The 24,869-nt window shown below is 44.9% G+C and carries 33 protein-coding genes, 1 pseudogene and 1 CRISPR repeat array (1 of these 35 cut by a window edge); of the genes and pseudogenes, 26 read left to right on the top strand and 8 right to left on the bottom strand.

The window, feature by feature from the left end; translation table 11 throughout:
* Positions 1 to 1,525: a CRISPR direct-repeat array (repeat unit 36 nt; unit sequence CTCCCCACTCGTTGGGGAAACTAATTGAATGGAAAC); it begins 328 nt to the left of the window's first position.
* A 130-nt stretch (positions 1,526 to 1,655) separates the two neighbouring features.
* The 4 genes from QUB16_RS20475 (at position 1,656) to QUB16_RS20490 (ending at position 3,080) form a co-directional block, all read left to right on the top strand.
* On the top strand, positions 1,656 to 1,880 hold the full coding sequence (locus QUB16_RS20475) for a DUF433 domain-containing protein (RefSeq protein ID WP_333318901.1): 225 nt from the start codon (positions 1,656 to 1,658) through the stop codon (positions 1,878 to 1,880).
* 154 nt (positions 1,881 to 2,034) lie between these two features.
* Positions 2,035 to 2,625: a Uma2 family endonuclease gene (locus QUB16_RS20480; RefSeq protein ID WP_333318903.1), complete on the top strand. Its 591-nt coding sequence runs from the start codon at positions 2,035 to 2,037 to the stop codon at positions 2,623 to 2,625.
* A 36-nt stretch (positions 2,626 to 2,661) separates the two neighbouring features.
* Positions 2,662 to 2,865, top strand: coding sequence for a type II toxin-antitoxin system HicB family antitoxin (locus tag QUB16_RS20485; protein ID WP_193972043.1), 204 nt, complete (start codon positions 2,662 to 2,664; stop codon positions 2,863 to 2,865).
* Positions 2,862 to 3,080, top strand: a complete 219-nt coding sequence (locus QUB16_RS20490) for a type II toxin-antitoxin system HicA family toxin (protein ID WP_333318905.1) — start codon at positions 2,862 to 2,864, stop codon at positions 3,078 to 3,080. Before QUB16_RS20485 ends, QUB16_RS20490 begins: the two co-directional genes overlap by 4 nt.
* Positions 3,081 to 3,185: 105 nt before the next feature.
* Here QUB16_RS20490 and moaA read toward each other — a convergent pair whose 3' ends face one another.
* Positions 3,186 to 4,175: a GTP 3',8-cyclase MoaA gene (gene moaA, locus QUB16_RS20495; RefSeq protein WP_333318907.1), complete on the bottom strand. Its 990-nt coding sequence runs from the start codon at positions 4,173 to 4,175 to the stop codon at positions 3,186 to 3,188.
* Positions 4,176 to 4,352: 177 nt separating this feature from the next.
* On the opposite strand from moaA, the gene QUB16_RS20500 reads away from it, so the two are divergent.
* From QUB16_RS20500 to QUB16_RS20545, 10 genes are all read left to right on the top strand, one after another.
* Positions 4,353 to 4,802 (top strand): nitrate reductase associated protein, encoded by a 450-nt coding sequence (locus QUB16_RS20500; protein ID WP_333318908.1) that lies wholly within the window; start codon positions 4,353 to 4,355, stop codon positions 4,800 to 4,802.
* Positions 4,803 to 4,937: 135 nt separating this feature from the next.
* A complete protein-coding gene (locus QUB16_RS20505) occupies positions 4,938 to 6,227 on the top strand; it encodes a hypothetical protein (RefSeq protein WP_333318910.1) in 1,290 nt (429 codons plus the stop codon).
* Between the two features lie 497 nt (positions 6,228 to 6,724).
* Complete coding sequence (locus QUB16_RS20510; RefSeq protein WP_333318912.1) at positions 6,725 to 7,186, top strand: ATP synthase subunit I; 462 nt, start codon at positions 6,725 to 6,727, stop codon at positions 7,184 to 7,186.
* 55 nt (positions 7,187 to 7,241) lie between these two features.
* Positions 7,242 to 8,000 carry a F0F1 ATP synthase subunit A gene (atpB, locus tag QUB16_RS20515; protein ID WP_006631104.1) on the top strand — a complete coding sequence of 253 codons (759 nt, stop codon included), beginning with the start codon at positions 7,242 to 7,244 and terminating at the stop codon, positions 7,998 to 8,000.
* 128 nt (positions 8,001 to 8,128) lie between these two features.
* The gene (atpE, locus tag QUB16_RS20520) at positions 8,129 to 8,374 is read left to right on the top strand and encodes an ATP synthase F0 subunit C (protein WP_242717122.1); all 246 of its coding nucleotides are present in this window, start codon (positions 8,129 to 8,131) and stop codon (positions 8,372 to 8,374) included.
* Positions 8,375 to 8,471: 97 nt separating this feature from the next.
* The gene (locus QUB16_RS20525; protein ID WP_333102793.1) at positions 8,472 to 8,957 is read left to right on the top strand and encodes a F0F1 ATP synthase subunit B'; all 486 of its coding nucleotides are present in this window, start codon (positions 8,472 to 8,474) and stop codon (positions 8,955 to 8,957) included.
* 87 nt (positions 8,958 to 9,044) lie between these two features.
* Complete coding sequence (locus QUB16_RS20530) at positions 9,045 to 9,572, top strand: F0F1 ATP synthase subunit B (RefSeq protein ID WP_333318914.1); 528 nt, start codon at positions 9,045 to 9,047, stop codon at positions 9,570 to 9,572.
* Positions 9,573 to 9,575: 3 nt separating this feature from the next.
* On the top strand, positions 9,576 to 10,121 hold the full coding sequence (atpH, locus tag QUB16_RS20535; protein WP_333233762.1) for an ATP synthase F1 subunit delta: 546 nt from the start codon (positions 9,576 to 9,578) through the stop codon (positions 10,119 to 10,121).
* A gap of 111 nt (positions 10,122 to 10,232) precedes the next feature.
* Positions 10,233 to 11,750: a F0F1 ATP synthase subunit alpha gene (gene atpA, locus QUB16_RS20540; protein ID WP_333037344.1), complete on the top strand. Its 1,518-nt coding sequence runs from the start codon at positions 10,233 to 10,235 to the stop codon at positions 11,748 to 11,750.
* Positions 11,751 to 12,127: 377 nt separating this feature from the next.
* Positions 12,128 to 13,078 (top strand): F0F1 ATP synthase subunit gamma, encoded by a 951-nt coding sequence (locus QUB16_RS20545; RefSeq protein ID WP_006631110.1) that lies wholly within the window; start codon positions 12,128 to 12,130, stop codon positions 13,076 to 13,078.
* Positions 13,079 to 13,373: 295 nt separating this feature from the next.
* Here QUB16_RS20545 and QUB16_RS20550 read toward each other — a convergent pair whose 3' ends face one another.
* Positions 13,374 to 13,682: a DUF2442 domain-containing protein gene (locus QUB16_RS20550; protein ID WP_333318916.1), complete on the bottom strand. Its 309-nt coding sequence runs from the start codon at positions 13,680 to 13,682 to the stop codon at positions 13,374 to 13,376.
* Positions 13,663 to 13,785: pseudogene (locus QUB16_RS20555) on the bottom strand (DUF4160 domain-containing protein); the annotation flags it as partial. The pseudogene QUB16_RS20555 and the gene QUB16_RS20550, both read right to left, overlap by 20 nt.
* 222 nt (positions 13,786 to 14,007) lie before the next feature.
* On the opposite strand from QUB16_RS20555, the gene QUB16_RS20560 reads away from it, so the two are divergent.
* Complete coding sequence (locus tag QUB16_RS20560; RefSeq protein WP_333318918.1) at positions 14,008 to 14,382, top strand: hypothetical protein; 375 nt, start codon at positions 14,008 to 14,010, stop codon at positions 14,380 to 14,382.
* A 30-nt stretch (positions 14,383 to 14,412) separates the two neighbouring features.
* On the opposite strand, the gene QUB16_RS20565 is transcribed toward QUB16_RS20560, so the two are convergent.
* From QUB16_RS20565 to QUB16_RS20580, 4 genes are all read right to left on the bottom strand, one after another.
* Positions 14,413 to 14,625, bottom strand: a complete 213-nt coding sequence (locus QUB16_RS20565) for a helix-turn-helix domain-containing protein (RefSeq protein WP_106149042.1) — start codon at positions 14,623 to 14,625, stop codon at positions 14,413 to 14,415.
* Between the two features lie 146 nt (positions 14,626 to 14,771).
* The gene (locus QUB16_RS20570) at positions 14,772 to 14,984 is read right to left on the bottom strand and encodes a helix-turn-helix transcriptional regulator (RefSeq protein WP_333318919.1); all 213 of its coding nucleotides are present in this window, start codon (positions 14,982 to 14,984) and stop codon (positions 14,772 to 14,774) included.
* A 54-nt stretch (positions 14,985 to 15,038) separates the two neighbouring features.
* Positions 15,039 to 15,251 (bottom strand): helix-turn-helix domain-containing protein, encoded by a 213-nt coding sequence (locus tag QUB16_RS20575; RefSeq protein WP_190735550.1) that lies wholly within the window; start codon positions 15,249 to 15,251, stop codon positions 15,039 to 15,041.
* 56 nt (positions 15,252 to 15,307) lie between these two features.
* The gene (locus tag QUB16_RS20580) at positions 15,308 to 15,520 is read right to left on the bottom strand and encodes a helix-turn-helix domain-containing protein (protein WP_006631112.1); all 213 of its coding nucleotides are present in this window, start codon (positions 15,518 to 15,520) and stop codon (positions 15,308 to 15,310) included.
* A gap of 144 nt (positions 15,521 to 15,664) precedes the next feature.
* Here QUB16_RS20580 and QUB16_RS20585 point away from each other — a divergent pair, with 144 nt between their 5' ends.
* From QUB16_RS20585 to QUB16_RS20610, 6 genes are all read left to right on the top strand, one after another.
* Complete coding sequence (locus QUB16_RS20585) at positions 15,665 to 16,108, top strand: hypothetical protein (protein ID WP_333318923.1); 444 nt, start codon at positions 15,665 to 15,667, stop codon at positions 16,106 to 16,108.
* A 451-nt stretch (positions 16,109 to 16,559) separates the two neighbouring features.
* Positions 16,560 to 17,765, top strand: a complete 1,206-nt coding sequence (locus tag QUB16_RS20590; protein ID WP_333318925.1) for a restriction endonuclease PLD domain-containing protein — start codon at positions 16,560 to 16,562, stop codon at positions 17,763 to 17,765.
* Between the two features lie 375 nt (positions 17,766 to 18,140).
* A complete protein-coding gene (locus QUB16_RS20595) occupies positions 18,141 to 18,578 on the top strand; it encodes a CdiA C-terminal domain-containing protein (protein WP_333318927.1) in 438 nt (145 codons plus the stop codon).
* A gap of 11 nt (positions 18,579 to 18,589) precedes the next feature.
* Positions 18,590 to 18,973: a hypothetical protein gene (locus tag QUB16_RS20600; RefSeq protein WP_333318929.1), complete on the top strand. Its 384-nt coding sequence runs from the start codon at positions 18,590 to 18,592 to the stop codon at positions 18,971 to 18,973.
* A gap of 55 nt (positions 18,974 to 19,028) precedes the next feature.
* On the top strand, positions 19,029 to 19,568 hold the full coding sequence (locus QUB16_RS20605; RefSeq protein ID WP_333318942.1) for a Uma2 family endonuclease: 540 nt from the start codon (positions 19,029 to 19,031) through the stop codon (positions 19,566 to 19,568).
* A gap of 238 nt (positions 19,569 to 19,806) precedes the next feature.
* Positions 19,807 to 20,988, top strand: coding sequence for a GTPase (locus QUB16_RS20610; RefSeq protein WP_333318931.1), 1,182 nt, complete (start codon positions 19,807 to 19,809; stop codon positions 20,986 to 20,988).
* Between the two features lie 48 nt (positions 20,989 to 21,036).
* Here QUB16_RS20610 and QUB16_RS20615 read toward each other — a convergent pair whose 3' ends face one another.
* Positions 21,037 to 21,282: a hypothetical protein gene (locus QUB16_RS20615; protein WP_333318933.1), complete on the bottom strand. Its 246-nt coding sequence runs from the start codon at positions 21,280 to 21,282 to the stop codon at positions 21,037 to 21,039.
* A 47-nt stretch (positions 21,283 to 21,329) separates the two neighbouring features.
* On the opposite strand from QUB16_RS20615, the gene QUB16_RS20620 reads away from it, so the two are divergent.
* From QUB16_RS20620 to QUB16_RS20640, 5 genes are all read left to right on the top strand, one after another.
* Positions 21,330 to 21,875 carry a Uma2 family endonuclease gene (locus tag QUB16_RS20620; RefSeq protein WP_333318935.1) on the top strand — a complete coding sequence of 182 codons (546 nt, stop codon included), beginning with the start codon at positions 21,330 to 21,332 and terminating at the stop codon, positions 21,873 to 21,875.
* A 243-nt stretch (positions 21,876 to 22,118) separates the two neighbouring features.
* Positions 22,119 to 22,436: a 2Fe-2S iron-sulfur cluster-binding protein gene (locus QUB16_RS20625; RefSeq protein WP_333318936.1), complete on the top strand. Its 318-nt coding sequence runs from the start codon at positions 22,119 to 22,121 to the stop codon at positions 22,434 to 22,436.
* A 57-nt stretch (positions 22,437 to 22,493) separates the two neighbouring features.
* Positions 22,494 to 22,685, top strand: coding sequence for a hypothetical protein (locus QUB16_RS20630; protein WP_333102814.1), 192 nt, complete (start codon positions 22,494 to 22,496; stop codon positions 22,683 to 22,685).
* On the top strand, positions 22,682 to 23,836 hold the full coding sequence (locus tag QUB16_RS20635; RefSeq protein ID WP_333318938.1) for a DUF3326 domain-containing protein: 1,155 nt from the start codon (positions 22,682 to 22,684) through the stop codon (positions 23,834 to 23,836). The genes QUB16_RS20630 and QUB16_RS20635 overlap by 4 nt, the downstream gene beginning before the upstream one ends.
* 203 nt (positions 23,837 to 24,039) lie before the next feature.
* Positions 24,040 to 24,633: a CPBP family intramembrane glutamic endopeptidase gene (locus QUB16_RS20640; protein WP_333318940.1), complete on the top strand. Its 594-nt coding sequence runs from the start codon at positions 24,040 to 24,042 to the stop codon at positions 24,631 to 24,633.
* Positions 24,634 to 24,869: the final 236 nt, after the last annotated feature.

A 24,869-nucleotide genomic window follows, 5' to 3' on the forward strand; every position in this document is an offset into this window, starting at 1 on the left:
AAACGCAACAGATACAGCCTTCAGCTTGGGTGTCTTAGCCTCCCCACTCGTTGGGGAAACTAATTGAATGGAAACTGGATAAATTGTCCTGTCCCTAGGTTGTGGTATCTATAGCTCCCCACTCGTTGGGGAAACTAATTGAATGGAAACATCAACTGCAATTTCACGAGCCTTCAACATCTGCCATTGCTCCCCACTCGTTGGGGAAACTACTTGAATGGAAACCGGAATAAGTCGAGGCGAGCACCGAAGTAGACAAACCTCCCCACTCGTTGGGGAAACTAATTGAATGGAAACAAACCGATCGCCCGTTGCCCAAACCAACAGCAGCCGCAAGCTCCCCACTCGTTGGGGAAACTAATTGAATGGAAACAGCTTGGTATGCTCTTTTAACCACTCTTTTGCAACAGACTCCCCACTCGTTGGGGAAACTAATTGAATGGAAACCCATCAGGATCGAGTGTTTCAAAACGTACCCTGTTAATAGTCAAGTCTCCCCACTCGTTGGGGAAACTAATTGAATGGAAACAGTATCTTTTCTTGTCCTGTTTGGATGCAAATTGATTTATCTCCCCACTCGTTGGGGAAACTAATTGAATGGAAACTTGATCGCGTAGGTCAATCCTTTAAACCACTCCTCTTGGTAAACTCCTCACTCGTTGGGAAAACTAATTGAATGGAAACTCTTCGATCGCACTTTCTAGAGATTTGTGTCCGGCTGCAACGCCACCTTCTCCCCACTCGCTGGGGAAACTAATTGAATGGAAACCAGAGATGCCGACCTAAACCAAACTTAGCGGCTGCTGTCCCCACTCGCTGGGGAAACTAATTGAATGGAAACACAAATGATACTTTACCGAATTTTTGGGTTACGTTTGTCCCCAATCGCTGGGGAAAGTAATTGAATCGAAACCTAAGTGGGTATCTTTATCTGCTTCATAAGTTTGAAGCCCCCACTCGCTGGGGAAACTAATTGAATGGAAACTCAACACCGAGTTTATTGTCAATTTGATCAGTAAATTGTCCCCACTCGCTGGGGAAACTAATTGAATGGAAACTCAACCCACGGGAGCGGATCAGAAAATGGAGGGTTGATGAATACTGTTTTATTCCAACTCCCCACTCGCTGGGGAAACTAATTGAATGGAAACCTTTCTCATTTGAGAGAATCGATAGAGAGTAGCTTGCAGGTCGTCCCCACTCGCTGGGGAAACTAATTGAATGGAAACGAAATCAGTTCAATCTTTGTCAGCGCTCCGATGTTTGGTGGCAAGGCCCCACTCGCTGGGGAAACTAATTGAATGGAAACATTTGTAGGCTGACGGGTGTATTACCGTCGTTGAGAGTCCCCACTCGCTGGGGAAACTAATTTAATGGAAACATAATCAGTGGCAAAAAACGGTGTTTATCAAGTCCCCACTCGCTGGGGAAACTAATTTAATGGAAACGCAACACGCCACGCTGCCTGAGCGCCTATCTTTCCGCTGAGATCCCCACTCGCTGGGGAAACTAATTGAATGGAAAATCATCTGCCCTGGCTATTTTCAACGTCAGGGTTTTTTTTCTCCCTATTTGCTCAAACCTGAAATCCTGACCTAAACAAACCAGGATTATTTGCAGTTATAATTACGCTTATTAGTACAAAATATTGATTTATGGACTACCACGACATCATCACAATTGAACCAGGAAAACGCAGTGGCAAACCATGTATTCGGGGAATGCGAATCACCGTCTACGATATCTTAGAATATCTCGCAGGTGGCATGACGCAAGCAGAAATTCTGGAAGATTTTTCACAATTAACTGGGGCAGACATCAAAGCCTGCCTTGCTTTTGCCGCAGATCGTGAAAAAAAGTTATTTGTGGCATCCCTGTGAAACTTCTATTTGAAGAAAACCTCTCAGATGCAGCCTTATAATATAATTGAAACAGTGCTAGCCAGCTTGTTAATCCAATGAAAATCACTGCGGCCGCCGCTTCCCTCGGATGTGTAAGTATTTTAATAACAATAGAAATCCTGGAAGGTAAAAGATGATACAAGCCCGCAAGCAAAAACTCACCTTTGAAGAGTACCTCACCTATGAGGACGACACCGACAACCGCTACGAATTAATTGATGGAGAGTTAGTAACATTGCCGCCCGAATCCGAACCCAACACCGCCATTGTCAGCTATCTGTTTTTAGTGCTTGTTAATACTGGCATCCCTTGGCGGTGTATCAAACTTCACCTGTGCGAAATCCAAGTTCCGATCCTGCGGGAGGGCGACGCAGCTAACCGCTACCCCGACTTAGTGGTTTTGCGCCCCGAACACATCTTGCTGACAGCAACCAGGCTAACCATCACCCAAACTATGCCACCTCCTCAGTTGGTTGTCGAGGTTGTTAGTCCAGGTAGAGTTGGGCGCGATCGCGATTACATTAGTAAACGAGCTCAATATGCAGCGCGGGGTATCCCTGAATATTGGATTGTTGACCCTCAAGAGGAGATAGTAGCGGTACTACGACTAGAATCGGGTCAGTATGTCGAAGTTGGGGTTTTTCAAGGGGAACAAGCGCTGATATCGCCGACTTTTCCGCAGTTGAACTTGACGGCCCAACAAGTCCTGGAAGGGGAGCTTTAGCCGCCGATTTACAAGGAATTCACAAGGAGAAAATGTATGAAAATTAGAGCAATTATTCATCCCGCAGAAGAAGGTGGCTATTGGGCTGAAGTACCTGCACTTCCCGGGTGCATTACCGAAGGAGATACTATGGAAGAAGTGATGGCTAATTTAAAAGATGCGATTGAAGGTTGGCTCGATGTTGCTAATAGTCGTGAAGCAATTGCCTCCACAGATAAAATTGTTGAAATTGCTGTATGAAATCTATTTCAGGGAAGCGACTGTGCAAAATAGTAGAGTATAAAGGTTGGGTTTTGAAAAGGATTACTGGGAGTCATCATATCTATGAAAATACCGAAATAGAACAAATTTTGTCAATTCCTGTTCACCGGAATCAAGATTTAAAAATTGGAACCTTAAGAGCCTTGATGAAAATAGCCCAGCTATCTGAGGAAGATTTACAAAGTTTGTCTTAAGCCGAAATTAGGAGACGGCAGTGCCGTGTCCCTACCGAAAATAATACTGTAGGGACACGGCACTGCCGTCTCCTCTATATCATTCCGGTGTAACCGGAATTGATACTACCCGCCGATTTGAGACATGGTGCGGCTGTAATTTCCTTGAGTAGTTCCAGAATCCCGCTGCTTGAAATTAATTTCGGGTTTAATCTCTAATATGTGCCGCACTCGATCGCGCAATTCGCCTGTAGACACCCCATCCCGTAAAGCAGTTTTTAAGTCAATTTGACCAGTTTCGTTCAGCAGACAAGGCCGCAACCACCCGTCAGCAGACAAACGCATCCGGTTGCAGCGATCGCAAAAACACTCGGACATTTGGCTAATAAATCCTAAAGTGCCTTTCGCCCCCGGAATTTGAAACACATCCGCCGGCCCGTTACCGCGCACTCCCGACTCGGCTAACCCGTATTTGTCGCTAATTTGTTGCCGCAATTCTGCCGAGGCTACCCAACCTTTATCGCCAAATAAATCCCCATTCCCGATCGGCATAAACTCAATAAAACGAACGTGCCAATTCCGGTTAATTGTTAACGCCGCTAAATCCAATATTTCGCTGTCATTCACACCAGGAATTACCACAACATTCAGTTTTAGCGGGTCGAATCCTGCTTGATAAGCCGCTTGAATTCCCTCCCAAACCTGCGTCCATCGCGATCGTCCCCGACTACCAATTATCTTATCAAAAGTCTCCGGTTCCAAGGAATCCAAACTAATATTAATCCGGCGCAAACCAGCATTGTAGAGATTTTCCGCCATTCCGGCGAGCAAAAAGCCATTAGTTGTCATTGACAAATCTCGCGTTTCCGGCATCGAGGCGATCGACCTTACCAATTCCACCACCCCAGGCCGCAGCAGCGGTTCCCCTCCAGTCAAGCGAAACTTGGTAAATCCCACGGGTATGAAAACTTCGCGCAGCAGAGTTAGCAATTCCGAGTGAGTTAACAACTGCTGCTGCAATACATAGTCCAACTCGCTACCTTCCGGCATACAGTAGAGACAGCGGAAGTTGCAGCGGTCTATCAAGCTAATCCGAAGGTAGTCTACGGTATCCATGTCAATAGTTTGTAATATTATTTAATTATAAATGCTGACTCGATTTTCTGCAATTATTGATAGAGAGCAATAAACCTGCATCAATTTCTTTTCACCTTCCCCCTCCTCTCTTACTCTGCGCCCTCTGCGCCCTCTGCGGTTAATAAAAAAAAATCTCATTCACAAATTTGTATATTTATGTTCTTTGAATTTGAAGCTGACTTTGTAGAAGCCCTGCGCTGTATCCCCATGCAAGTACGTCTCAAGTTAGATACTTGCGGCATTAAATTAAAGTTGCAGGATTGGAATCATTTTAACCAAGCAGAACGTCAAATGCTTGTACAGAAACCTTGCTTGACAGAAGCAGAAATTATCGATTACCGAGAACAGCTAAACCAAGTATTAATTAAACAGACAGGTAAACCGGGAACTGATTTGGCTGTTGATGAAAATCCCCCCTGGATGGATGCTGCAACTGTACCGGAGTCGGTTTCTGCAAAAGCGCAAGAGCTCGGCGTGACAATTACTTTGGGACAGTGGGCGAGTTTGCAGCCTCTACAGCGATTTGCTTTGATTAAGCTTAGTCGATCGAGCCACGAGAATAAAAATTTTATTCCGGCGCTTCAAGAGTTTCAACTTATTGAATAAGTATATGGTAAAAAGTTTATAGCCAGCACGAGCAATCGCTCAATGTAGGTTGTTGGTTGGGAGCGATTTCTTTACCATATCGCCTCATTTTCAGCGAGAATATAACTTTTAAGTAGCATTTACTTTCAAGACACCATGTCTAACAATCCTCAGTTTTTTGATCCACTGCCCTACTCAGCTTTCAACAATCCATCAGCAGGAAGTGCCATCAGCCCATTTAGCCCAGTTAGGTTCACTTACTTTCATTTAGAAGACTTTGAAGACGGCGCTTTAAATACACCGGGTGTTACTGTTTCTGAGTTTGCCACAACAAATATTGCAACAACCTTCAGCGACTCGGTGGACGGCGATGACGGTGTTATTGATGGTCAGGCCAGAGGAAACAGCAGCAGCTTATTCTCGAATTTGAGGACTAGCAGCTTTACCTTCAACTTTTCCGCTAATGCACTTGGGGGTCAATTACCAACCCATGCTGGAATTGTCTGGACGGATATTGGCAGGAATGGTGGCGGCACACCCCTGTCTGGCGACCTGCTAAATAACACGTTATTTGAGGCGTTTGGGCCATCGGGAGAATCTCTGGGGGTTATCGGTCCCTTTTCGCTGGGTGATGAGAGTATTTCGCGTACAACCTCAGAAGATAGATTCTTTGGAGTGGTCAATCAAAACGGGATCTCATCAATTCGATTGTCCATGCCCGGTAAAAATAACTGGGAAGTCGATCATCTTCAATATGGTTTCACACCTGGAACCATTTCTCCTTCCCCCTTGGGCCCCAATGGCCTCTTCTTCAACCTCTCCACCAATGCCGATAACTTTACCATCGATCCAGCTCTAGTCGGCAATCTATTGGTTCAAGGTTTAGATGGTAACGACTTGATCCAAGGATCGCCATCGGTCGATCGGGTAAATGGCAATGCCGGCAACGATACTATACTAGGAGGCGACGGCAACGATACGCTCTGGGGCGGTCGCGATAACGATCGCATCGATGGCAACGCCGGCAATGACATTCTCGCTGGAAACCTCGGAAATGATACGCTCTCTGGCGGTTCGGGTGACGACCTCATACGTGGCGGACAAAACAACGATGTGCTCAATGGAGGAGAAGGTAACGACCAATTGGTAGGTGACTTAGGTAGAGATATTCTGACAGGTGAAGCTGGAAACGATCTGTTTGTACTGCGGGGGAATGCAGCGGCCTCCAATGTATCTGAAGCCGATGTTATTGCGGATTTTACGGCGGGTCAAGATGCGATCGCCCTCACCAACGGACTTGCATTTGCAGGAATTGCCTTAGATGCTTCGGGTAGCAACACAGCGATTCGGATTGTTGCTACCGGACAAATTTTAGGGGTTGTTACTGGAGTCCAACCTGCTGCTCTAAGCGCAGCCAATTTTACCACGTTGAATGCGGACTTTTAACTGTTATCAGTTATAGCAATCCTCAAGCTGAATGCGGTGAAGTAGTTTTCTGAAGACGACTGCAAGAAGACTAAAAATTATAGGATTTCAGTCGGTTTTTAACCGACTTGTGCTATGAGACAGGGAATTAATTCCCTGTCGGTCTTCTGGACAATCCGACAGCCCGACAATCCGACAGCCCGACAATCCGACAGCCCGACAGTCCGACAGGGGGTTGCAAACCCCTGTCTCATAGTGAAAGTCGTCGGTCGCCGACTAAAAATGATGATGCGTTCAGTCGGTTCTGCCTGGTAACGCAGATAGGCGAGAAGAGCCTCCAATTTACCCTTCGCCACGCGAGGCAGAGCAAGAGTGACATCGGTTCCCAGGCTCTTCCTAGAAACCAGTAAAGTAAAAAATATGATTAATTTTATTTTAAGTATTGTTACCGCCGCGTGGTATGATTTTTCTGAGTTTGCAAAGCACTCGCCTGCTACCTGCATTAGTTTCTGAGCTTCGTGAACACGCAAAACACACCCACCGAACCCGCACCAGCAAACGAGGATATTCCTCAAGCTGGCACAGTCTCGACAGTCTCGACAGTCTCGTCCGAGACAACGAATCCCATGCAAGACTTTTATCGCCTCCAACAAGAGTTGTTGGCGTACACCCTTGCTTTTACGGCGATTATTTTTATCTCCGTTTGGATTTTTTACTCGCTCAATATTGCCCTGAATTATTTGCTTGGGGCGAGCACAGGTGTGGTTTACTTAAAGATGTTGGCTAGAGACGTTGAACGAATCGGCAGCCAAAATCAGCGCATCAGCAAGACAAGGCTCGGTGTGTTTTTAGCGGTGATGATAGTAGGAACACAGTGGAATCAGCTACAGATTTTACCGATATTTTTGGGATTTCTGACTTACAAAGCTGCGCTGTTGGTTTACGTGATCCGAAGTGCATTAGCACTAGACTACAGGTAAGTCAGGCAATTCGAGCAAAACTCAACTCATCGATTTGTATGGGGAAGCCCGTTGAATGGCAATGCTTGACGTTCTAAACACCTTTAATCGTTTCCCCCTCGCCGAATTGGAAGTTGGGCAGCAGTTGTACTGGCAACTCGGCAATCTGAAAGTGCACGGGCAGGTTTTTCTAACCTCGTGGTTTGTAATTGCCGTTTTAGTCGTAGTTTCGATTTTAGGAACCAGCAAAATCCAGCGAATTCCCAGCGGAATGCAAAATTTTATGGAGTATGCGCTGGAATTTATTCGGGACTTGGCTAAAAACCAAATTGGGGAAAAAGAATATCGCCCTTGGGTACCGTTTATTGGTACATTATTTCTGTTCATCTTTGTGTCAAACTGGTCTGGCGCTCTAATTCCTTGGAAGCTGATTAAGCTGCCATCAGGCGAATTGGGAGCTCCTACCGCTGACATCAACACGACGGTAGCATTTGCACTGCTGACTTCTCTAGCATATTTTTATGCAGGTCTCAGCAAAAGCGGCTTGGGGTATTTCGCCCACTATGTTGAACCGGTGCCTTTCATGTTGCCGTTCAAAATCATAGAAGATTTCACTAAGCCTCTGTCCCTGAGTTTCCGTTTGTTTGGCAACATTCTTGCGGACGAATTGGTGGTCGGAGTGCTAGTCTTGCTAGTGCCTTTATTTGTTCCTCTGCCAGTGATGGTTCTGGGACTATTTACGAGTGCAATTCAAGCTTTGATTTTTGCTACCTTAGCCGCCGCCTACATTGGTGAAGCTCTAGAAGGCGGTCACGGCGAAGAACACCACGATTAACTAACGATAAACGGCTAAGAATGAAGGAGGAAAAATAAAAATTCTGAACTCAAACTTTCTCCCGTTAAATCGGACAATTCTCTAGACTTTCTGTTCTCAATTTTGTACTTTAGATAAGGAAAATCATCATGGACTCAACAGTTGCTGCCGCTTCCGTAATTGCCGCCGCTTTGGCAGTAGGTTTAGCCGCAATCGGCCCTGGCATCGGTCAAGGTAATGCAGCAGGTCAGGCTGTAGAAGGGATTGCCCGTCAGCCGGAAGCAGAAGGTAAAATTCGCGGCACTTTGCTGTTGAGTTTGGCGTTCATGGAAGCGCTCACAATTTACGGTTTGGTCGTAGCCCTAGTGCTGCTGTTTGCCAACCCCTTCGCATAATAATTGGAAATTTTAGATTTGAGGTTTTGGCGATTCTAATCCAAAATCTCAAATCTAAAATCGATTAAGCGAATTAGATGGAAGCCGTCAAAAAATCATGATGCACTGGACAGTATTACTAGCAGTTGAAGAAGCGGCTAAGGAAGGGGGACTGTTTGATATAGATGCTACGCTGCCTCTGATGGCGGTGCAGTTTTTAATTCTAGTCGCAGTCTTGAATGTAATTTTTTACAAGCCGCTCAGCAAGTCAATTGACGATCGCGCCGATTACATTCGCAACACTCAAGTCTCCGCCCAAGAACGCTTGGCAAAAGCTCAGCAACTAGCGCAGCAGTACGAGCAAAAACTGGGAGAAAGTCGCAAACAGTCTCAATCAGTAATTGCTGCTGCTCAAGCTGATGCCCAAAAAATTGGGGCAGCAAAAGTAGCTGAGGCTCAACAAGAAGCTCAAGTCGCGCGGGAAAAGGCTGGGCAAGAAATAGAGCAGCAAAAGCAAGAAGCAATGCGCTCACTAGAACAACAAGTAGACGCGCTCAGCGGCCAAATTCTCGAAAAGCTATTAGGGCAGTCGCTGGCCAAATAGCGAGACAGAAGAGTTTTAGATTTTTGAGGGAATCTCAAATCTAAAATCGCTTCACCCAATCTGCACGCGCAATTATGGAAGAGTATCATGGGGACTGTTTTATTGCTAGCCACAGAAGCTAGCGGCGAAGGTGGTTTCGGTTTAAATTTCGATATTTTAGAAACCAACCTGATTAACCTGGTCATTATTATTGCAGTGCTGTTTTATTTCGGGCGCGGATTTGTAGGTAAAATCCTGACAGAGAGGCGTTCGGCCATCCAAGAGGCGATTCAAGAAGCAGAAAAACGCCAAAAAGATGCAGCAGCAGCTCTAGCAGAGCAACAGCAAAAATTGACTCAAGCGCAAGCAGAAGCGGAACGAATTCGTGCCGCGGCTGAAGAAACTGCCCAGAAAGCAAAAGAAGCAATTCTAGCTCAGGCAGCGCAAGACGTTGAACGCATGAGAGCAACAGCAGGTCAAGAGTTGGAAGCGGAGCGGGAAAGAGCGATCGCCCAACTGCGATCGGCTGTTGTATCTCTGGCATTAGCAAAGGTGGAAAGCCAGCTAAAAACTAGCTTGGACGACGGCGCTCAACACCAATTAATCGATCGCAGCATTGCGTTACTGGGAGGCTAAAACGTGAGTACAGTCAGCACAGAAGTCTTACAGCCTTACGCATCTGCCTTGATGTCACTGGCTCAGTCCAACAATCTCTCAGAGAAGTTCGGCGAAGATATTCGTTCCTTGCTGAGCCTGCTAGAAGGTTCGGAAGATTTGCGTCAATTTTTAGCCAATCCGTTGATCAAACCGGATGCTAAAAAAGCCGTAATTGGGCAAATAGCGGGTGAAGAAATGAGCCCCTTGATGCACAGCTTTCTGAAGCTATTAGTAGACAAAGGAAGAATTCTTTTTTTAGAAGGGATTGGCAAACAATACTTGGCAAGGCTCCGAGAACTAAACCAAACAGTATTGGCTGAAGTTACATCGGCAGTCCCGCTTTCAGACGCTCAACAGCAGACTGTTCGCGAGAAAGTGCAGGCGATGACCAGCGCTAGAAGCGTAGAAATTGAAACCAAAATAGACGCAGATTTAATCGGCGGTGTGGTAATCAAAGTAGGCTCTCAAGTAATTGATGCCAGCCTGCGGGGACAATTGCGCCGTCTAGGAATTCGCTTGAATTCCTGAGAGTTAATAGCTGATGACTATTAGCTAATTTAATTAGCAGTTAACGGTTGGTAGTTTTGAACAACTGATAACTGACAACTGACAACAAACAACTGACAAAAAACAACTGACATGGCAGCAATCAGACCTGACGAAATTAGCAGCATTATTCGCCAGCAAATTGAGCAGTACGACCAAGACGTAAAAGTCTCTAACGTCGGTACGGTTCTGCAAGTAGGCGACGGCATTGCCCGGATTTATGGCTTGGATAAAGCCATGTCTGGGGAATTGCTAGAATTTGCCGACGGCACCGTGGGCATTGCACTGAACCTGGAACAAGATAACGTCGGTGCAGTGTTGATGGGCCAAGGCCTCGGCATTCAAGAAGGTTCGGCAGTTACTGCTACTGGCAGAATTGCTGAAGTCCCCGTGGGTGAAGCAATGTTGGGACGGGTAGTTGATGCTTTGGCCCGTCCGATTGACGGCAAAGGAGAAATTAAAACTACTGAATCTCGCTTGATTGAATCTCCGGCACCGGGGATTGTTTCTCGCCGTTCTGTTTACGAACCGATGCAAACAGGAATTACCGCTATTGATGCGATGATTCCGGTGGGAAGAGGACAGCGGGAACTGATTATCGGTGACAGACAAACCGGTAAAACTGCGATCGCGATCGACACAATCATCAACCAAAAATCGGAAAACGTGATCTGCGTTTACGTGGCGATCGGTCAAAAAGCTTCTACAGTAGCTAACATCGTCAACGTCCTGCAAGAAAAGGGCGCGATGGACTACACGATCGTAGTAGCAGCCAACGCTAGTGACCCCGCAACCCTGCAATACTTGGCTCCCTACACAGGTGCTAGCTTAGCCGAGTATTTCATGTACAAAGGCAAGCACACTTTGGTCATTTACGATGACCTTTCCAAACAAGCACAAGCTTACCGCCAAATGTCCTTGTTGCTGCGCCGTCCTCCCGGTCGCGAAGCTTATCCCGGAGACGTGTTTTACCTGCACTCTCGCTTGCTAGAACGCGCTGCTAAATTGAGCGACGATTTGGGCGAAGGCAGCATGACTGCTTTGCCAATTATCGAAACCCAAGCTGGTGACGTTTCTGCTTACATTCCGACGAACGTAATTTCGATTACCGACGGTCAAATCTTCCTTTCTTCTGACTTGTTTAACGCTGGTTTGCGTCCCGCAGTAAACCCCGGTATTTCGGTATCGCGGGTAGGTTCGGCGGCTCAAACTAAGGCGATGAAAAAAGTAGCCGGTAAGGTGAAACTGGAATTGGCGCAGTTTGAAGAACTGGCAGCATTTTCTCAGTTTGCTTCTGACTTGGATAAAGCTACTCAAAATCAATTGTCGCGCGGCCAGCGCTTGCGGGAACTGTTGAAACAGCCCCAAAGTTCGCCTCTGCCGATGAACGAACAAGTGGCTGTAATCTATGCCGGTATTAACGGCTATATGGATGACATCCCAGTGGAAAAAGTCAGCAAGTTTACTGTTGGTTTGCGCGACTATTTGCGGACTAGCAAGCCGAAGTACGGCGAAATTGTTCAAGGCGGAAAAGCCTTGACTGATGAAGCTGAGAAGCTGCTGAAAGAAGGCATCACTGAATACAAGCAAAGTTTCTTAGTTTCTGCGTAATTAGTCATTAGTCATCAGTCATTAGTCATTAGTTAAGTCACAGATCCCCCCTAGCCCCCCTTAATAAGGGGGGGACAAGAGCGTTCAAAGTCCCCAGTTAAGTCACAGATCCCCCCTAGCCCCCCTTAATAAGGGGGGGACAAGAGCGTTCAAAATTCCCCTTCTTAAGGGGGGAGATTAGAAGCACTCAAAGTCCCCCTTCTTAAGGGGGATTTAGGGGGATCGAGACTTTGAAAAAAACGAGAGAGACAGGTGGTTTCGGTCTTAAGTTGACACGAAGAAGGACACGGTGCCGTATCCCTACCGTAGCTAAGCTTAAAAATTGATGACTGGGAACTAAAAACTCAGAATAAAAGCTAAGAAAAAAGGAGAAAGTTATGGCAAATCTGAAAACTATTCGCGATCGCATTAAGTCGGTCAAGAACACTAAAAAGATTACAGAAGCAATGCGCTTGGTGGCTGCTGCAAAGGTGCGCCGCGCTCAAGAACAGGTGACTGCAACTCGACCTTTTGCCGATCGACTGGCAGAGGTATTATACGGTTTGGCGGAACGCTTGCAGTTTGAAAACCTGGATTTGCCGCTGCTGAAAAAACGCGAAGTGCGATCTGTGGGACTGTTGGTAGTTTCGGGCGATCGGGGTTTGTGCGGCGGCTACAACAGCAACATCATCAGATACGCCGAAAATCGCGCTAAGGAAATCAAAGCTGAAGGCTTAGACTACAAATACGTGTTGGTAGGACGCAAAGCTACCCAGTATTTCCAGCGCCGCGAACAGCCGATTGATGCTACTTACGCTAACTTAGAACAAATTCCGACAGCACCGGAAGCGGCACAAATTGCTGACGAATTGCTTTCCTTGTTCCTGTCGGGAACTGTGGACAGAGTTGAGCTAATTTACACCAAGTTTGTGTCGCTAATTAGTTCGCGCCCGGTAATTCAAACCTTGCTGCCCCTCGACCCGCAAGGTTTGGAAACTCCCGATGATGAAATCTTCCGCTTGACATCGCAAGGCGGACAGTTTCAAGTATCGCGCGAGAAGGTTGCTTCACCTACGAAGAGCTTGCCCAGGGACATGATTTTCGAGCAAGATCCGGCGCAAATTCTGGAGGCTCTTTTGCCCTTGTATTTGAACAACCAATTGCTGCGGGCTTTGCAAGAGTCTGCTGCTAGCGAGTTGGCTGCGCGGATGACGGCGATGAACAATGCTAGTGAGAATGCTAGCGATTTGATCGGTAGTTTGACGCTGACTTATAACAAGGCGCGGCAAGCAGCAATTACTCAGGAAATCCTGGAAGTTTGCGGCGGTGCTGAGGCTTTGAATGGTTAGGTTAGGGTTGACAATTGGTTGATTTTATGGTATGCGTCTGGGGGAACTCAGGCGCTTTTTTTTAACAGTTAGATCCTTGATAATATCAGGTTCGGTTAAATAGATATAATTCCTGTAGGGGCGGGTTCACCAATAATAATTGGCTAAAACCGACAATCTCATAAACCCGCCCGGCCGGTTCTTATCAGCAATTAACCAAACTTGATATAATTCGGCGGTTGAAACCGCTTCTTGTCAAACGAAGTCCGCCTGCGCGGACTAAGAAATAAGAAGGGTATTTAAGCCAGATTTGTTATTAGACTATCTTCCCGCGTTCTTCTAACCACCGCTGAAATGACTTCTGACTTTCTCCAGATGGTTTACCGAGAATAATATTTTTGATGCTAATGTCTTCGTCAATATCAGGCCAGTGGATTCCATCATTTCCACCAATAAATCGCCAATTATTGCGTTCGTTTGGTGTGCTATGCAATAGCCGAGGATACCAAGCTAAAGGAACAGAAATAGTACGACCATCGGATAGATCGACTGTTAGAGCGTCGTCTGTAACAACTACGTTTTGTGCTTGGGGGATTTCTAGCAACTCAACCATTAAAGAAGTCATTCCAACCTGCTAATAATTGCTGTTGATGTTCTTCAACAAGTTTCTGAATGTCATTGATTTCTGTACGATTGAAGCCTTTATTATTTTGAAGGCGAACTGGACTAAGCCAAAACTTAGCTTCTTCTCGATCGCGCTCAACGTGAACGTGGGGTGGTTCATCCCGATCGCCCGCCTAGCAGAAGAAACGGTAGGGGCCGACTCGGAGTAACGTAGGCATTCAGACTTATTAATCACAAACTGACTTCTATATTTTAACCGATGCACGAGCTTTCATCTCTGATATAGTCGAAGTATTGAACGCGATTGTGCGATCGTCTTTAAAAAAATGACTAAAAAAATCTGGATTGTCTACAAAACCGAAAGCATGAGTGCTCCGGGCTGGGAAGAACGTCAGCTTATGCCGAGGGGCGGTCTAACTAATATACTTTGGGAAAATTGGACTTGGGAAGAAAACCCAGAAATTCCTCAAGTAGGGGACAAAACCCGCGATTATGAAAATCTATCTGACCCCGGTAATGGAGTCACCCACGGGAAAGATGGAGATTGGGTAGTTACTCGCGTTCAGCAGTTTTCTGCTTCTGATACTGACGAGCGAATTGTGGTGTGTTACTGTTCTTACCAACCTGTTACATCTGATTGGGAAGCACTACAACGGGGTGAGTCTGTCAATCAGATGCTAGCAACTGTCGAGCAATATTGAGTGGATAATTAGTTCGTAAAAAGCGATCGACTATTCCTGCACAATTTCCACCAAGTCTTCAATCATCACATCAAAGGTTCGGGCCAATTTGTGTATGGAAATGAAGTCAATGGTGGACACTCCCGGACAGCGGGCGTAGTGTCTGACGGTGCTGTAAATTACTCCCGATCGCTCTGAAACTTCTTTCAGCGTCCAACCTTTCTCAGCAGCGAATTCTCTGACTTTTAGCCTGACTAAACCCATACTTGACAAATGATGGTGTACCATCATAGGATAGTTTTATCCCAAAAAGCTATCGCCCCAAGGTCTGCACAACTGACGGTCGATCGCCGATTCAAATCCCTTGAAAAAGGATTTATCTATGATATTAGCCTGGTTTCAGCCAAAAGCTACTCTTTGACGACCTCAACCAAATCTTCCACCATCACGTCAAAAGTACGTGCCAACTTCAGCAGACAAGTAAAATCAACCATTGCCATTCCCGGAGAACGTGAATAGGTGCTGAGTGTGCTGTAAATGACTCCCGATCGCTCAGAAACCTCTTTGATCGTCGGGCCTTTCTCAGCAGCCAACTCTCGAACCCTCAATCTAATTAAACCCATTGACAAAAAACTAGATTTACTCTGGGATAAAATTTTATCGTAAAAAGCGATCGCTCACTCCTGCACAATTTCCACCAAGTCTTCAATCATTACATCAAAGGTGCGAGCCAATTTGTGTATAGAAATAAAGTCAATGGTTGACACTCCCGGACAGCGGGCGTAGTGTCTGACGGTGCTGTAAATTACTCCCGATCGTTCTGAAACTTCTTTCAGCGTCCAGCCTTTCTCGCTAGCTAGTTCTCTGACTTTTAACCTGACTAAACCCATACTTGACAAATGATGGTGTACTACCATCGGATAGTTTTATCCCAAAAAGCGATCGACTACTCTTTGACGACCTCAACCAAATCTTCCACCATCACGTCAAAAGTACGTGCCAACTTCAGCAGACAAGTAAAATCAACCATTGCCATTCCCGGAGAACGTGAATAGGTGGTGAGTGTGCTGTAAATGACTCCCGATCGCTCAGAAACCTCTTTGATCGTCCAGCCTTTCTCAGCAGCAAATTCTTTAACCCGCAATCTAATTAAACCCATTGACAAAAAACTAGATTTAGTTTAGGATAATTTTATCGTAAAAAGCGATCGCCCCCAGGTCTGGAAAACTAAAAGACGATCGCCTATCCAAATTCAATCCCTTTACAAAAGTTTGTACTCTTTACAAAGGATTTGCTTAAAATCATGTTAACAAAATTTTCGCGAAAATCAACCCCCAGACACAGATTGAGCCGGTTTGTGACAAAAGAGGCGATCGCGCGGCTGCTGAAAATCAAGGTAGAACAAATATATCGCTTCGAGTGCTGGGCGCATATCCTGTACGTGCACGCCAAAGGCATGAGTCGGTTTGTCAGTTATGCGGACTTTCCGCCAGTTTTGGGAGTGGAATCGCCCTCTGGTTTAGATTTTGGTTATTGGAAGCGCCGGATGGCGAGTCAGAAAGAGAGACACGCGCCGGATTTTTGGGTGGATTTTTATGCGGATAGATTTCACAAAGCTGTTTCTGTTTCTGAATTGTTCGAGTGGGGAAATTTGGTGGGGGTGATTAAATTGATGTTAAGTGCGATCGGGCTGGAGTCGCTGCGAAAGGTTTACGCCCAAGAAAAATCTCTGCTGCAACATTTTTAAATTATGACTAAAACACGGGTGATTAGAAACCGGGTTTTTTTGCGAAAATACGGCATCCCAGCCTTTAACTAAGTGAAAAACCCGGTTTCTTTGCTGTGCGTAACTCTCATAAATCCGATCTCTGCCACAAATATTCAAAAATTGGTTCAAGCTCGACTGCAACAGTTATAATTTCTCCATGCGTTTCCCTCTCTATCCCTTGTTAACCCCATGAGTAACCTTTCAAACATCCTAGGCGATCGCGGGAATTACAGGCTAAGTCCGCTCAGTCTGCGGTTATGCGTTTGGCGGGGTTCTCGCCGTCGGAGTCGAAGCAGGCTTTGATTGAGTTGGCTGATTATGTTTTTAGTCAACTTTATTAGGTGCGATCGCGCAGTTTTAGGGAAGATAATCAAATTGTGGTTTACATCTTGCCTGAAAGTTTTATGTCAATTAGTTGGAGTAATTTACAATGAGTGTTATTAGAAAATTTGTAATTTTGGAAGACCGTCAAAAAAGCTTGGAAACGACAATAGATTTTTTATTAAATTGTAAAGAATACTCTTGGGATAAAATTTATCTGTTTTCTGCTTTTGTTAGTGATGATGGGGTGAAAAAAGTAAAAAAGATTCTTGAACACCCTTATTTAAATGAAAATACGGAAGTTGTGATTGCGATCGGAACAAAAAATTATTTTAATAAACCTAGTGAGATCGAAAATTTATTAAATTTTATCGATAAAAAATCAATGAATGTTAAAGCTAAGTCTGTTCGTTTTATCTGTCCCACAAATAACTTTCATGTCAAAGCCTATTGTTTTTTAGGCCGTCATGTTAGAGACAATAGAGAAATAGGGTTTTCTATCATAGGGTCATCTAATCTAACCAAGGTAGGTCTTGAATGTGAGGGAGAATTATGTATTAGTATCCATAACTTAAATTTAACAAAAGGATTGATTGATCGTTGGTCAAATAAATATAATAGTGAATCGCATCTGTGGAATCAACTAAGAATTAAGGAGTATGAAAGACAATATAATAAAGAACACTCTCGTAAAGATCAAGATGAAGATCCCGAAATTCTCGTTAAAGAAAACTCTACGCTTGTAAATCAAGATCAACCGATACCAAAATGTAAATTCCTTAAACTAGGTGTCACTGATGATATTGCTCTTATTGACAAGGGAACTAATCTCGTTAATGGTAGGGAGAAGATAGATTGGTTCCACTGGTCACACACAACTATAGAGCAAGCGAAAGTGGATTTGCCCGAACGTTCTTTATGCCTCTTATCCACAGAAAACAAGATATTCCAAATTGGTGAAATCATGTCTCACAGGGCCGCCAAAGAAAATACAGAAGGATGTTTTGTAACATATAGAGTAAATGTAACTTATAAGCTTAGTGAAGATATTGGTGAAATTCTTGCGAATGAAAAGTATAAAATAATATCTAATCCAGAGCATATGGAGGAATTACCGTATGACACTCTAAAGGATTTTGAAGAAGAAGTTAATAAATATCAGAAAATGCTCAACGATCCGAATTATCAAACAGGGCTAAAAAAAGGTGAGAAGAAGATGCAGAAGATGCAATCAGAAATTGACAGAATATTAGAATTAGAAATTGATCCCAGTTTAATGAAGGAACAGATAAAAAAAATTCTTCACTCCATTTAATGCGCGATCATTGTGTTCTCAATGCTAACTTAATTTGACAATAGTTATGGGATAAAATCATCGTCTTTACCAGCCATAATATTAATAGCAGGCTTCTTGCAAAAGTGCCATTAATAGTCAGAAAATCAAATATAATTTCTTGTTTCAGAGTTTATACTTATCTTAAGTCTTTGCTAAAAGTTTAAGTAACTTCTTTGCTGGTAAGCCTGTAAGATGGCATATAGAAGGAACTAGAGATAGTGTTAGTATTAGGGTAATAGTAGAACCTGATGGGAGAGGAATCATTGTATTGACTAAGTGAGAAACCCGGTTCTTTTTCTCAAGTGACTTGGCTCATAATGTGCGATAATTCACCAAAATTTTAAATAACAAAAAATGGTGAATAACGGGACTAACCAAACCCCTAAGCAAAATTCGGCTAATTGTGGCAGTATTGATGAATCAGAAAGAGCTTTTGGTGCAACCGAAAGAGCGATTGCTGAATTTCTGGAAAGAGAGGGAAAGAATGTTAAAGCCTTGGTGGAAAAAACCGATGGAGGTAGAAATCCCGATGCTGAGGTAGATGGAAAATTCACTGAATTCAAAAGTCTGGATGCCGGTGCTACAAGCGCTACAGTAAAAAATCAGATCAACAACTCGATTAGACGAGGGGGACAAGCTAGGGATATAATTATAGATGCTAGGGTGTCTGGGTTGATAGAGGCTGAGGCTGAACGAGGTTTGCAGAGGGCGAAAAATATTACACGCGGAAAAATTGATAGCGTCCGAATTATTGGCGATATCTATGACATCACTTTTACTGAGTTTCAATAAAGGAGGTTTTTATGTCTCGCACACTAGATATTTTTGTAGACTTTCCACAGGACATCGAACATTTAATCAAAGAATTAGAGTTTATATTGGCTCTTAAATTAGAGCTGGTTTCTGATGGCATTGACAACTGGTATGAGTTTCGGAACTCAACAATCACTCTTACAGTAGGAAAGCATGATTTTGAAAATGATAAAGAGCTCAACTTTGAAGAATACCCTTACAACCTATCAATCAGAGCGCTGAACATCTCGAATGAACTTGATAGAAAAAAGTGGCGCGATGAGTTTGCTAGTTATGTTCTCCACAAGTTGAAAACTACCGAAAGGTATCGTTTAATGCTGGTGGATGACTTACAAGTGAAGTTAGAGGAGTTTGCGCCATTGGTGAAGGTTTGATCGAACATCATACAGGCAAGTTCTGAAACCGATTTGTAAAAACGAGGAAATGACTATGGTCACTGCTACTGCTGTACAGGATAATTTTACTTTAGAAGAGTTCGTCACCGAGCCGCCGGACAACATGGAATTGGTAGACGGCAAACTTGTGGAGAAAAATGGCATGACACTAAAAACGGGTAAAATTCAGTTAAGCCTGGGGGAAGCTTGGAAAAATTACAAAAATTCTAGCGGACAAGGTGGAGAGGCTTATGTCGAGGTTCCTTGTCGCACCAACCAACAAATTCGCCGCCCCGATGTCGCTTATCTCACACCCGAATTAGTTGCACAATTTGGCAACCTTGCCACTTTACCCCAAAGTTTCCCCTTAATTGCCGAAATAGTTTCACCCACCGATATCGCTGAAGATGTTTTTCTCAAAGCACAGGAATATTTAGAATCTAGCTGTCAGGAAGTTTGGCTAGTTTTTCCCGAAAGTCATTTAGTATTTGTGATGACTCAAAATCAAATATTGACATTTAGATCCGGCGATACCGCCACCACCCAACAAATCCTGATCGGTTTTAGCATTGAGGTCGATCTATTGCTAGCTTAAACTAAAATTATGAAATCAGAAACTCAGTAGGTTGGGTTGAGTTTACGAAACCCAACACTTTCTGGGATTTGTTGGGTTTCGTGAACTCAACCCAACCTACTACTGAAATCAAATTGTTACAATATATTTAATACTCCCCTGTCCCCCTCAGCTCGGACTTGGTTTATAGAGCCTCCGAATTCTATTCGGTGGTATTTAATCCAGATTCGATATCCCACCATTATCGGAGCAAACCGCCATGTCAGACGACTTTTCCTTAGACGAGCTTTTAAATAGAAGTTACTACGCCTTCAAAGACGCAGAAAACCAAGTGGGACAGTGCAATGTTTTAGTCATCGGCAAAACCGGCGTCGGCAAAAGTACCCTAATAAATTCCGTTTTTCGCCAACGCTTAGCAGAAACCGGAGTCGGCCGCCCCATAACTCAAGGCATTCGCCAATATACCAAACCGAATTGCCCAATTACAGTCTACGATACTCCCGGACTCGAACTCAACGCCGAACAAATTAAAGTTATTCAATTAAACGTTGCTAAACTAATTGAAGACCAAAGACTCCTGCACCCAAAAGAACACATTCACGTCATCTGGTACTGCATCAATCACAGCGCCAATAGAATAGAATCTGTCGAGGAAAACTGGCTAAAAGAAATGGAAGTCAAAGATGTACCAGTTCTTTTAGTGCTGACTCAGACGACATCTAAAAAGCCGGGCGAGTTTTTCAAGCAACTGGAACACATGAATTTGCCAGTCAGTCAAATCATCCCTGTGATGGCTGAACCGGAAGAAATCGATGAGGATTATACAGTAAAATCTCACGGTTTAGACAAGTTGGTAGATGCAACTGTTCAACTGCTGCCGGAAGTAGCTAAAAAAGCTTTTATTAAAGAACAAATTGCCAATATTGCGCTCAAATCCGATATGGCATTTAAGTATCTAAGTGCTTATGTTGCAGGTTCTGCAATTGTCGGCGCGACTCCTGTACCGTTTGCTGATGCGCCGATTTTGATGACGATGCAAACGGCAATGATTGCTAATATTACTGTAATTTTTGGAATGCCCTTTGATAAGGGCTTTATTTCGGCGATGCTGTCTGCTATTAGCGGCGCTGGCGGGGTTACTGCTATCGGCAGAAGTATTGTTACTAATTTGATTAAAATGATTCCTGGTGCGGGTACTGTTGTCGGCGGTGCTATCTCCGGTGCAACCGCAGCAACTCTCACGCTGGCCCTCGGTTTGGCTTACATTGAAGTGCTTAAAGCTTATATGAAAGCTCAAATTAATGGCGAACAACTTTCTTTGCAGCAGTTGACAAAGATGTTTGTGGATTTTTATAAGGATTATGCTAGTTCGGGGCGTAAAACTTTGAAGGATGACAAACCGAATCAACCTAAGCCTCCCAATCAAATTAATATTGAGTAAATTGGGCATGGGGCATGGGGCATAGGGCATAGGGCATGGGTTATTTTTTTACTCCAACTGAGATATTGCACCATTCTCAATAAGCCTTTTATGAACAGGCAAGATGCCTGTTCCACAAAGATATTGATTTTCTTGTGGAACAGGCATCTTGCCTGTTGCTGAAAAGGGCGCCTGTTCCACAAAGATATTGATTTTCTTGTGGAACAGGCATCTTGCCTGTTGCTGAAAATGGTGCAATATCTCAGTTCCAATTCCCAATTCCCAATTCCCAATTCCCAATTCCCAATTACCCATTACCAATTGATTGCTACAATATGAGTGAATTCTGCAAAAGAGAGTAAATGGCTATGGTAATGGCTGCCGTTTTATCAGAAAATGTTTCTCTAGAAGACTTTATGGCTAATCCCCCCGACGATATGGAATGGGTGGACGGGCAAATCGCGGAGAAAAATGGCATGACAGTAAAACACAGTCTCATCCAATCTAGACTAGATCGTTATTGGGGAAATTACAAAGATTCTAGCGGACAAGGAGGCGAAGTTTATGTCGAAGTTCCTTGTCGTACTGACAGGCGTGTGCGCCGTGCTGATGTAGCTTATCTGACTCCTGAACTTGTGGCTCAATTTGGCGATGTTCCTGCTTTGCCTCAAAGTCCGCCGTTAATTGCTGAAATAGTTTCTCCTACTGATAGTGCGGAAGAGATTTTTCTGAAAGCACAAGAGTATTTAGATTCGGGTTGTCTGGAAGTTTGGATAGTTTTTCCAGAAAGTCGCTGGATATTGATCGTGACTAAAACTCAAAAGTTAACCTTTAACCAGGGTTCTACCATCAGCACTCAGTTAGTGCTGGCGGGTTTTAGTGTTGCTGTTGAGGAGTTGTTGGCTTGAAGGCAAAAATTAGTTAGGTATAAGTGCTTTCTGGCAGAGTTCGCCCGTGACGATCGTTATAATTTGTGAAAAAGTCATTGACAAAATGCCACTCGCTCGCCCAGCCAATTAATAAAAAAAATTATCAATAAAAAATGCAGTTGTAAAATTGCACAAAAGCACAAACAGCGGTAAAATACTGATTGCTTTGTTTCCAAATCTAGCGTAAATTCCAATTGGGGAATTAAAACCAATAATTGAAATATGTCTAAGACTTACACTGTTGAATTGATCCACCAAGGCACTACCTATACCGTAGAAGTACCCGAAGATAAACAAATTCTCCGCGCCGCCAACGCCGCCGGCATTGAGTTGCCGAGTTCTTGCAATGCGGGGGTTTGTACTACTTGCGCTGCTAAAATTATTGAGGGTGAAGTTGATCAAGTTGATGGCATGGGCGTTAGTCCCGAACTTCAGGCAGAAGGTTATGTGTTGCTGTGTGTTGCTTATCCCCGATCGAACTTGAAGATAGAAACAGAAAAAGAAGACATTGTGTACGATCGCCAATTCGGTAAATCCTAGGGCTAAGCTAAAATTGAGCTAAGTACCGATCACAGTAAAATCACTATGGATCGCCCGATGACTACCCATTTCATTTCCGCAGAAGTTGACCTCCACGATACCGCCGAAGAATTGCACTCGGCGATAGAAATTGAACTGCAAAAGCACGGCGAACCCCTGCGGTGGGCAGTCACAGACGTGGATGTCGATCGGCAAAAGGCTGTGGTAGAAGGCTACGTGCTCGTGGAAGCATCCCCCGCAACACCGTGAACCCCCGCCCTTTGACAGTGGTTTTGATAGTCCCCACAGGCGTTGGAGCCTCGATTGGTGGGTTTGCAGGAGATGCGCTGCCCGTGGCTAGGGCGATCGCCCAAATTTCAGACACCCTAATCACTCACCCCAACGTCCTCAACGGCGCTCAACTTTATTGGCCGATACCTAACGCTCTCTACGTTGAAGGTTACGCCCTTGACAAATTTGCTGCCGGATGCTGGGGCCTGCAACCGGTACATCAAAATCGCATCGGCTTAATCCTCGATGCCGGCATTGAACCAGACTTGCAACTGCGCCAACTGCAAGCGGCTGATGCAGCGAGAGCTACATTGGGTTTGAATATAACCGATTGTGTTTTAACCGATCGCCCCCTGCAAGTAGAATTGCGTATTTCTGAATCAGGGGCATCCTGGGGGACGATCGGCAATCCCGACAGTTTATTGCGCGCGGCAGAAAAATTAATCAAACAAGCAAGAGTAGAGGCGATCGCAGTTGTAGCCAGATTTCCCGACGATGAAGGCAGCCTCGCCCTCGAAAACTACCGCCGCGGCAAAGGAGTTGACCCCCTCGCCGGCGCGGAAGCTGTAATCAGCCACCTCGTCGTCAGGACGTTTAAAATCCCCTGCGCCCACGCCCCCGCGCTGTCTGCGCTTCCCCTCGATCCGCACCTGTCCCCGCGATCGGCTGCTGAGGAAATCGGCTATACTTTCCTACCTTGCGTCCTTGCCGGCCTCAGCAAAGCTCCCCAATTTGTCACTCCTACTGTGGGACAGGCATCTGGCCTGTCACAGGTATTGGGCGGGCAAGATGCCCAACCCCTACTCCCCACAAGAGAGAAATTCTATGCAAACAGGAGAGATTTCGAGTCTCAGGGTTTGTGGGCAGATCGAGTCGATGCGGTGGTGATACCCGCCACAGCCTGCGGCGGCAGTGCTATTCTGAGTTTGAGTGGGCGATCGTCCGTACAAATCATCGCTGTCGGGGACAACAAAACCCAGATGCAGGCGACTCCAGAAAAACTCGGAATCAAAGCTTTGCAGGTAAACTCATATTTAGAGGCGATCGGAGTTTTGGTCGCTTTGCGAGCCGGCATCAGTCCAGCTTCCTTGGGTGCAGACATCTCCTCCCTGCGTTGTTTATCTAACTAATACCAATTTAATGTGAAGTTGCACATATCTCGATCCCCCTAAATCCCCCTGATTGTTGGGGAGTAGGGGTTGACTTTGATCCGGCTCTTGTCCCCCCCTTATTAAGGGGGGCTAGGGGGGATCGGATTCTACGGGGCCTCATAAAAAATTGGTATAAACCCAACAAATCTCAAATCTCAAACCTCAAATCTAAAAGTGATTAAGTGGCAGAAAAACTTCCCGGAAATCCTGAAATTGAACCCTTGACGCGCACCCAAGTTTTAGTAGCAATGGGCGTGACAGCAATTATGTTGCTGGCGGTAGCTAAATTGTGGTTGCTATTTGCATCGGTATCGCTTTTGCCAGTCAAATTGATAGGAATGGACTTGCTCAAAGGATGTACGCTCGGACTGGCAATTACAGGCGGTAGTGCGATCGTTTATCACCTCTGGCCTGGTTATCGCCGGAGTGCGGATGTTTACTTGGAAGTAGTGCTCAAACCTTTGTTTTGGCCGGATTTAATTTGGCTGGGACTGCTGCCGGGACTTAGCGAAGAATTGTTATTTCGAGGCGTGATGCTGTCTGCTTTGGGATTGAATGTTACCAGTTTAGTTTTATCGAGTTTTTGTTTCGGCATTCTGCACTTGGGAGCCCTGGATCAGTGGCCTTATGCTGTTTGGGCAACGGCTGTCGGATTGCTGTTGGGTTACAGCGTTTTAGTTACTGGGAATTTGTTAGTGCCAATTACGGCTCATATCTGCACTAATTTGATTTCTAGCTGTGTTTGGAAGTGGGAACACAATCTGGTGAAGCGTTAGCTCGATCGCGCTACAATATCGAGGTTGGGGCGGGTTTAATGAATCTCTCACTGGATTGGAGAGATTCATTAAACCCGCCCCTACGGGAATTATGTCTATTTAACATGATACCGAGTCAATAAACGTAAATTTTGTAGGGGCGGGTTCACCCGTATCTCTGCTTAGGAATGAGAATTAAATAACTTCCACAAGTTTGTGGGATGGGCGTCCCGCCCGTCCTTTTTGGACGGGCGGGA

The organism is Microcoleus sp. D3_18a_C4, from assembly GCF_036702415.1.
GTDB lineage: Bacteria > Cyanobacteriota > Cyanobacteriia > Cyanobacteriales > Microcoleaceae > Microcoleus.

Coding starts and splice junctions, on each gene's coding strand:
- QUB16_RS20505 (WP_333318910.1), top strand. CDS start 4,938: ATGTCTAACAATCCTCAGTTTTTTGATCCACTGCCCTACTCAGCTTTC.
- QUB16_RS20525 (WP_333102793.1), top strand. CDS start 8,472: ATGATGCACTGGACAGTATTACTAGCAGTTGAAGAAGCGGCTAAGGAA.
- QUB16_RS20475 (WP_333318901.1), top strand. CDS start 1,656: ATGGACTACCACGACATCATCACAATTGAACCAGGAAAACGCAGTGGC.
- QUB16_RS20485 (WP_193972043.1), top strand. CDS start 2,662: ATGAAAATTAGAGCAATTATTCATCCCGCAGAAGAAGGTGGCTATTGG.
- QUB16_RS20580 (WP_006631112.1), bottom strand. CDS start 15,520: ATGGGTTTAATTAGATTGCGGGTTAAAGAATTTGCTGCTGAGAAAGGC.
- QUB16_RS20610 (WP_333318931.1), top strand. CDS start 19,807: ATGTCAGACGACTTTTCCTTAGACGAGCTTTTAAATAGAAGTTACTAC.
- atpA (WP_333037344.1), top strand. CDS start 10,233: ATGGCAGCAATCAGACCTGACGAAATTAGCAGCATTATTCGCCAGCAA.
- QUB16_RS20590 (WP_333318925.1), top strand. CDS start 16,560: ATGAGTGTTATTAGAAAATTTGTAATTTTGGAAGACCGTCAAAAAAGC.
- QUB16_RS20575 (WP_190735550.1), bottom strand. CDS start 15,251: ATGGGTTTAGTCAGGTTAAAAGTCAGAGAACTAGCTAGCGAGAAAGGC.
- atpB (WP_006631104.1), top strand. CDS start 7,242: ATGGCAATGCTTGACGTTCTAAACACCTTTAATCGTTTCCCCCTCGCC.
- QUB16_RS20585 (WP_333318923.1), top strand. CDS start 15,665: ATGTTAACAAAATTTTCGCGAAAATCAACCCCCAGACACAGATTGAGC.
- QUB16_RS20565 (WP_106149042.1), bottom strand. CDS start 14,625: ATGGGTTTAGTCAGGCTAAAAGTCAGAGAATTCGCTGCTGAGAAAGGT.
- QUB16_RS20500 (WP_333318908.1), top strand. CDS start 4,353: ATGTTCTTTGAATTTGAAGCTGACTTTGTAGAAGCCCTGCGCTGTATC.
- QUB16_RS20480 (WP_333318903.1), top strand. CDS start 2,035: ATGATACAAGCCCGCAAGCAAAAACTCACCTTTGAAGAGTACCTCACC.
- QUB16_RS20545 (WP_006631110.1), top strand. CDS start 12,128: ATGGCAAATCTGAAAACTATTCGCGATCGCATTAAGTCGGTCAAGAAC.
- moaA (WP_333318907.1), bottom strand. CDS start 4,175: ATGGATACCGTAGACTACCTTCGGATTAGCTTGATAGACCGCTGCAAC.
- QUB16_RS20620 (WP_333318935.1), top strand. CDS start 21,330: ATGGCTATGGTAATGGCTGCCGTTTTATCAGAAAATGTTTCTCTAGAA.
- QUB16_RS20560 (WP_333318918.1), top strand. CDS start 14,008: ATGACTAAAAAAATCTGGATTGTCTACAAAACCGAAAGCATGAGTGCT.
- QUB16_RS20605 (WP_333318942.1), top strand. CDS start 19,029: ATGGTCACTGCTACTGCTGTACAGGATAATTTTACTTTAGAAGAGTTC.
- QUB16_RS20600 (WP_333318929.1), top strand. CDS start 18,590: ATGTCTCGCACACTAGATATTTTTGTAGACTTTCCACAGGACATCGAA.
- QUB16_RS20625 (WP_333318936.1), top strand. CDS start 22,119: ATGTCTAAGACTTACACTGTTGAATTGATCCACCAAGGCACTACCTAT.
- QUB16_RS20550 (WP_333318916.1), bottom strand. CDS start 13,682: ATGACTTCTTTAATGGTTGAGTTGCTAGAAATCCCCCAAGCACAAAAC.
- QUB16_RS20570 (WP_333318919.1), bottom strand. CDS start 14,984: ATGGGTTTAATTAGATTGAGGGTTCGAGAGTTGGCTGCTGAGAAAGGC.
- QUB16_RS20530 (WP_333318914.1), top strand. CDS start 9,045: ATGGGGACTGTTTTATTGCTAGCCACAGAAGCTAGCGGCGAAGGTGGT.
- QUB16_RS20630 (WP_333102814.1), top strand. CDS start 22,494: ATGACTACCCATTTCATTTCCGCAGAAGTTGACCTCCACGATACCGCC.
- QUB16_RS20490 (WP_333318905.1), top strand. CDS start 2,862: ATGAAATCTATTTCAGGGAAGCGACTGTGCAAAATAGTAGAGTATAAA.
- atpE (WP_242717122.1), top strand. CDS start 8,129: ATGGACTCAACAGTTGCTGCCGCTTCCGTAATTGCCGCCGCTTTGGCA.
- QUB16_RS20595 (WP_333318927.1), top strand. CDS start 18,141: ATGGTGAATAACGGGACTAACCAAACCCCTAAGCAAAATTCGGCTAAT.
- QUB16_RS20615 (WP_333318933.1), bottom strand. CDS start 21,282: ATGGGTAATTGGGAATTGGGAATTGGGAATTGGGAATTGGGAATTGGA.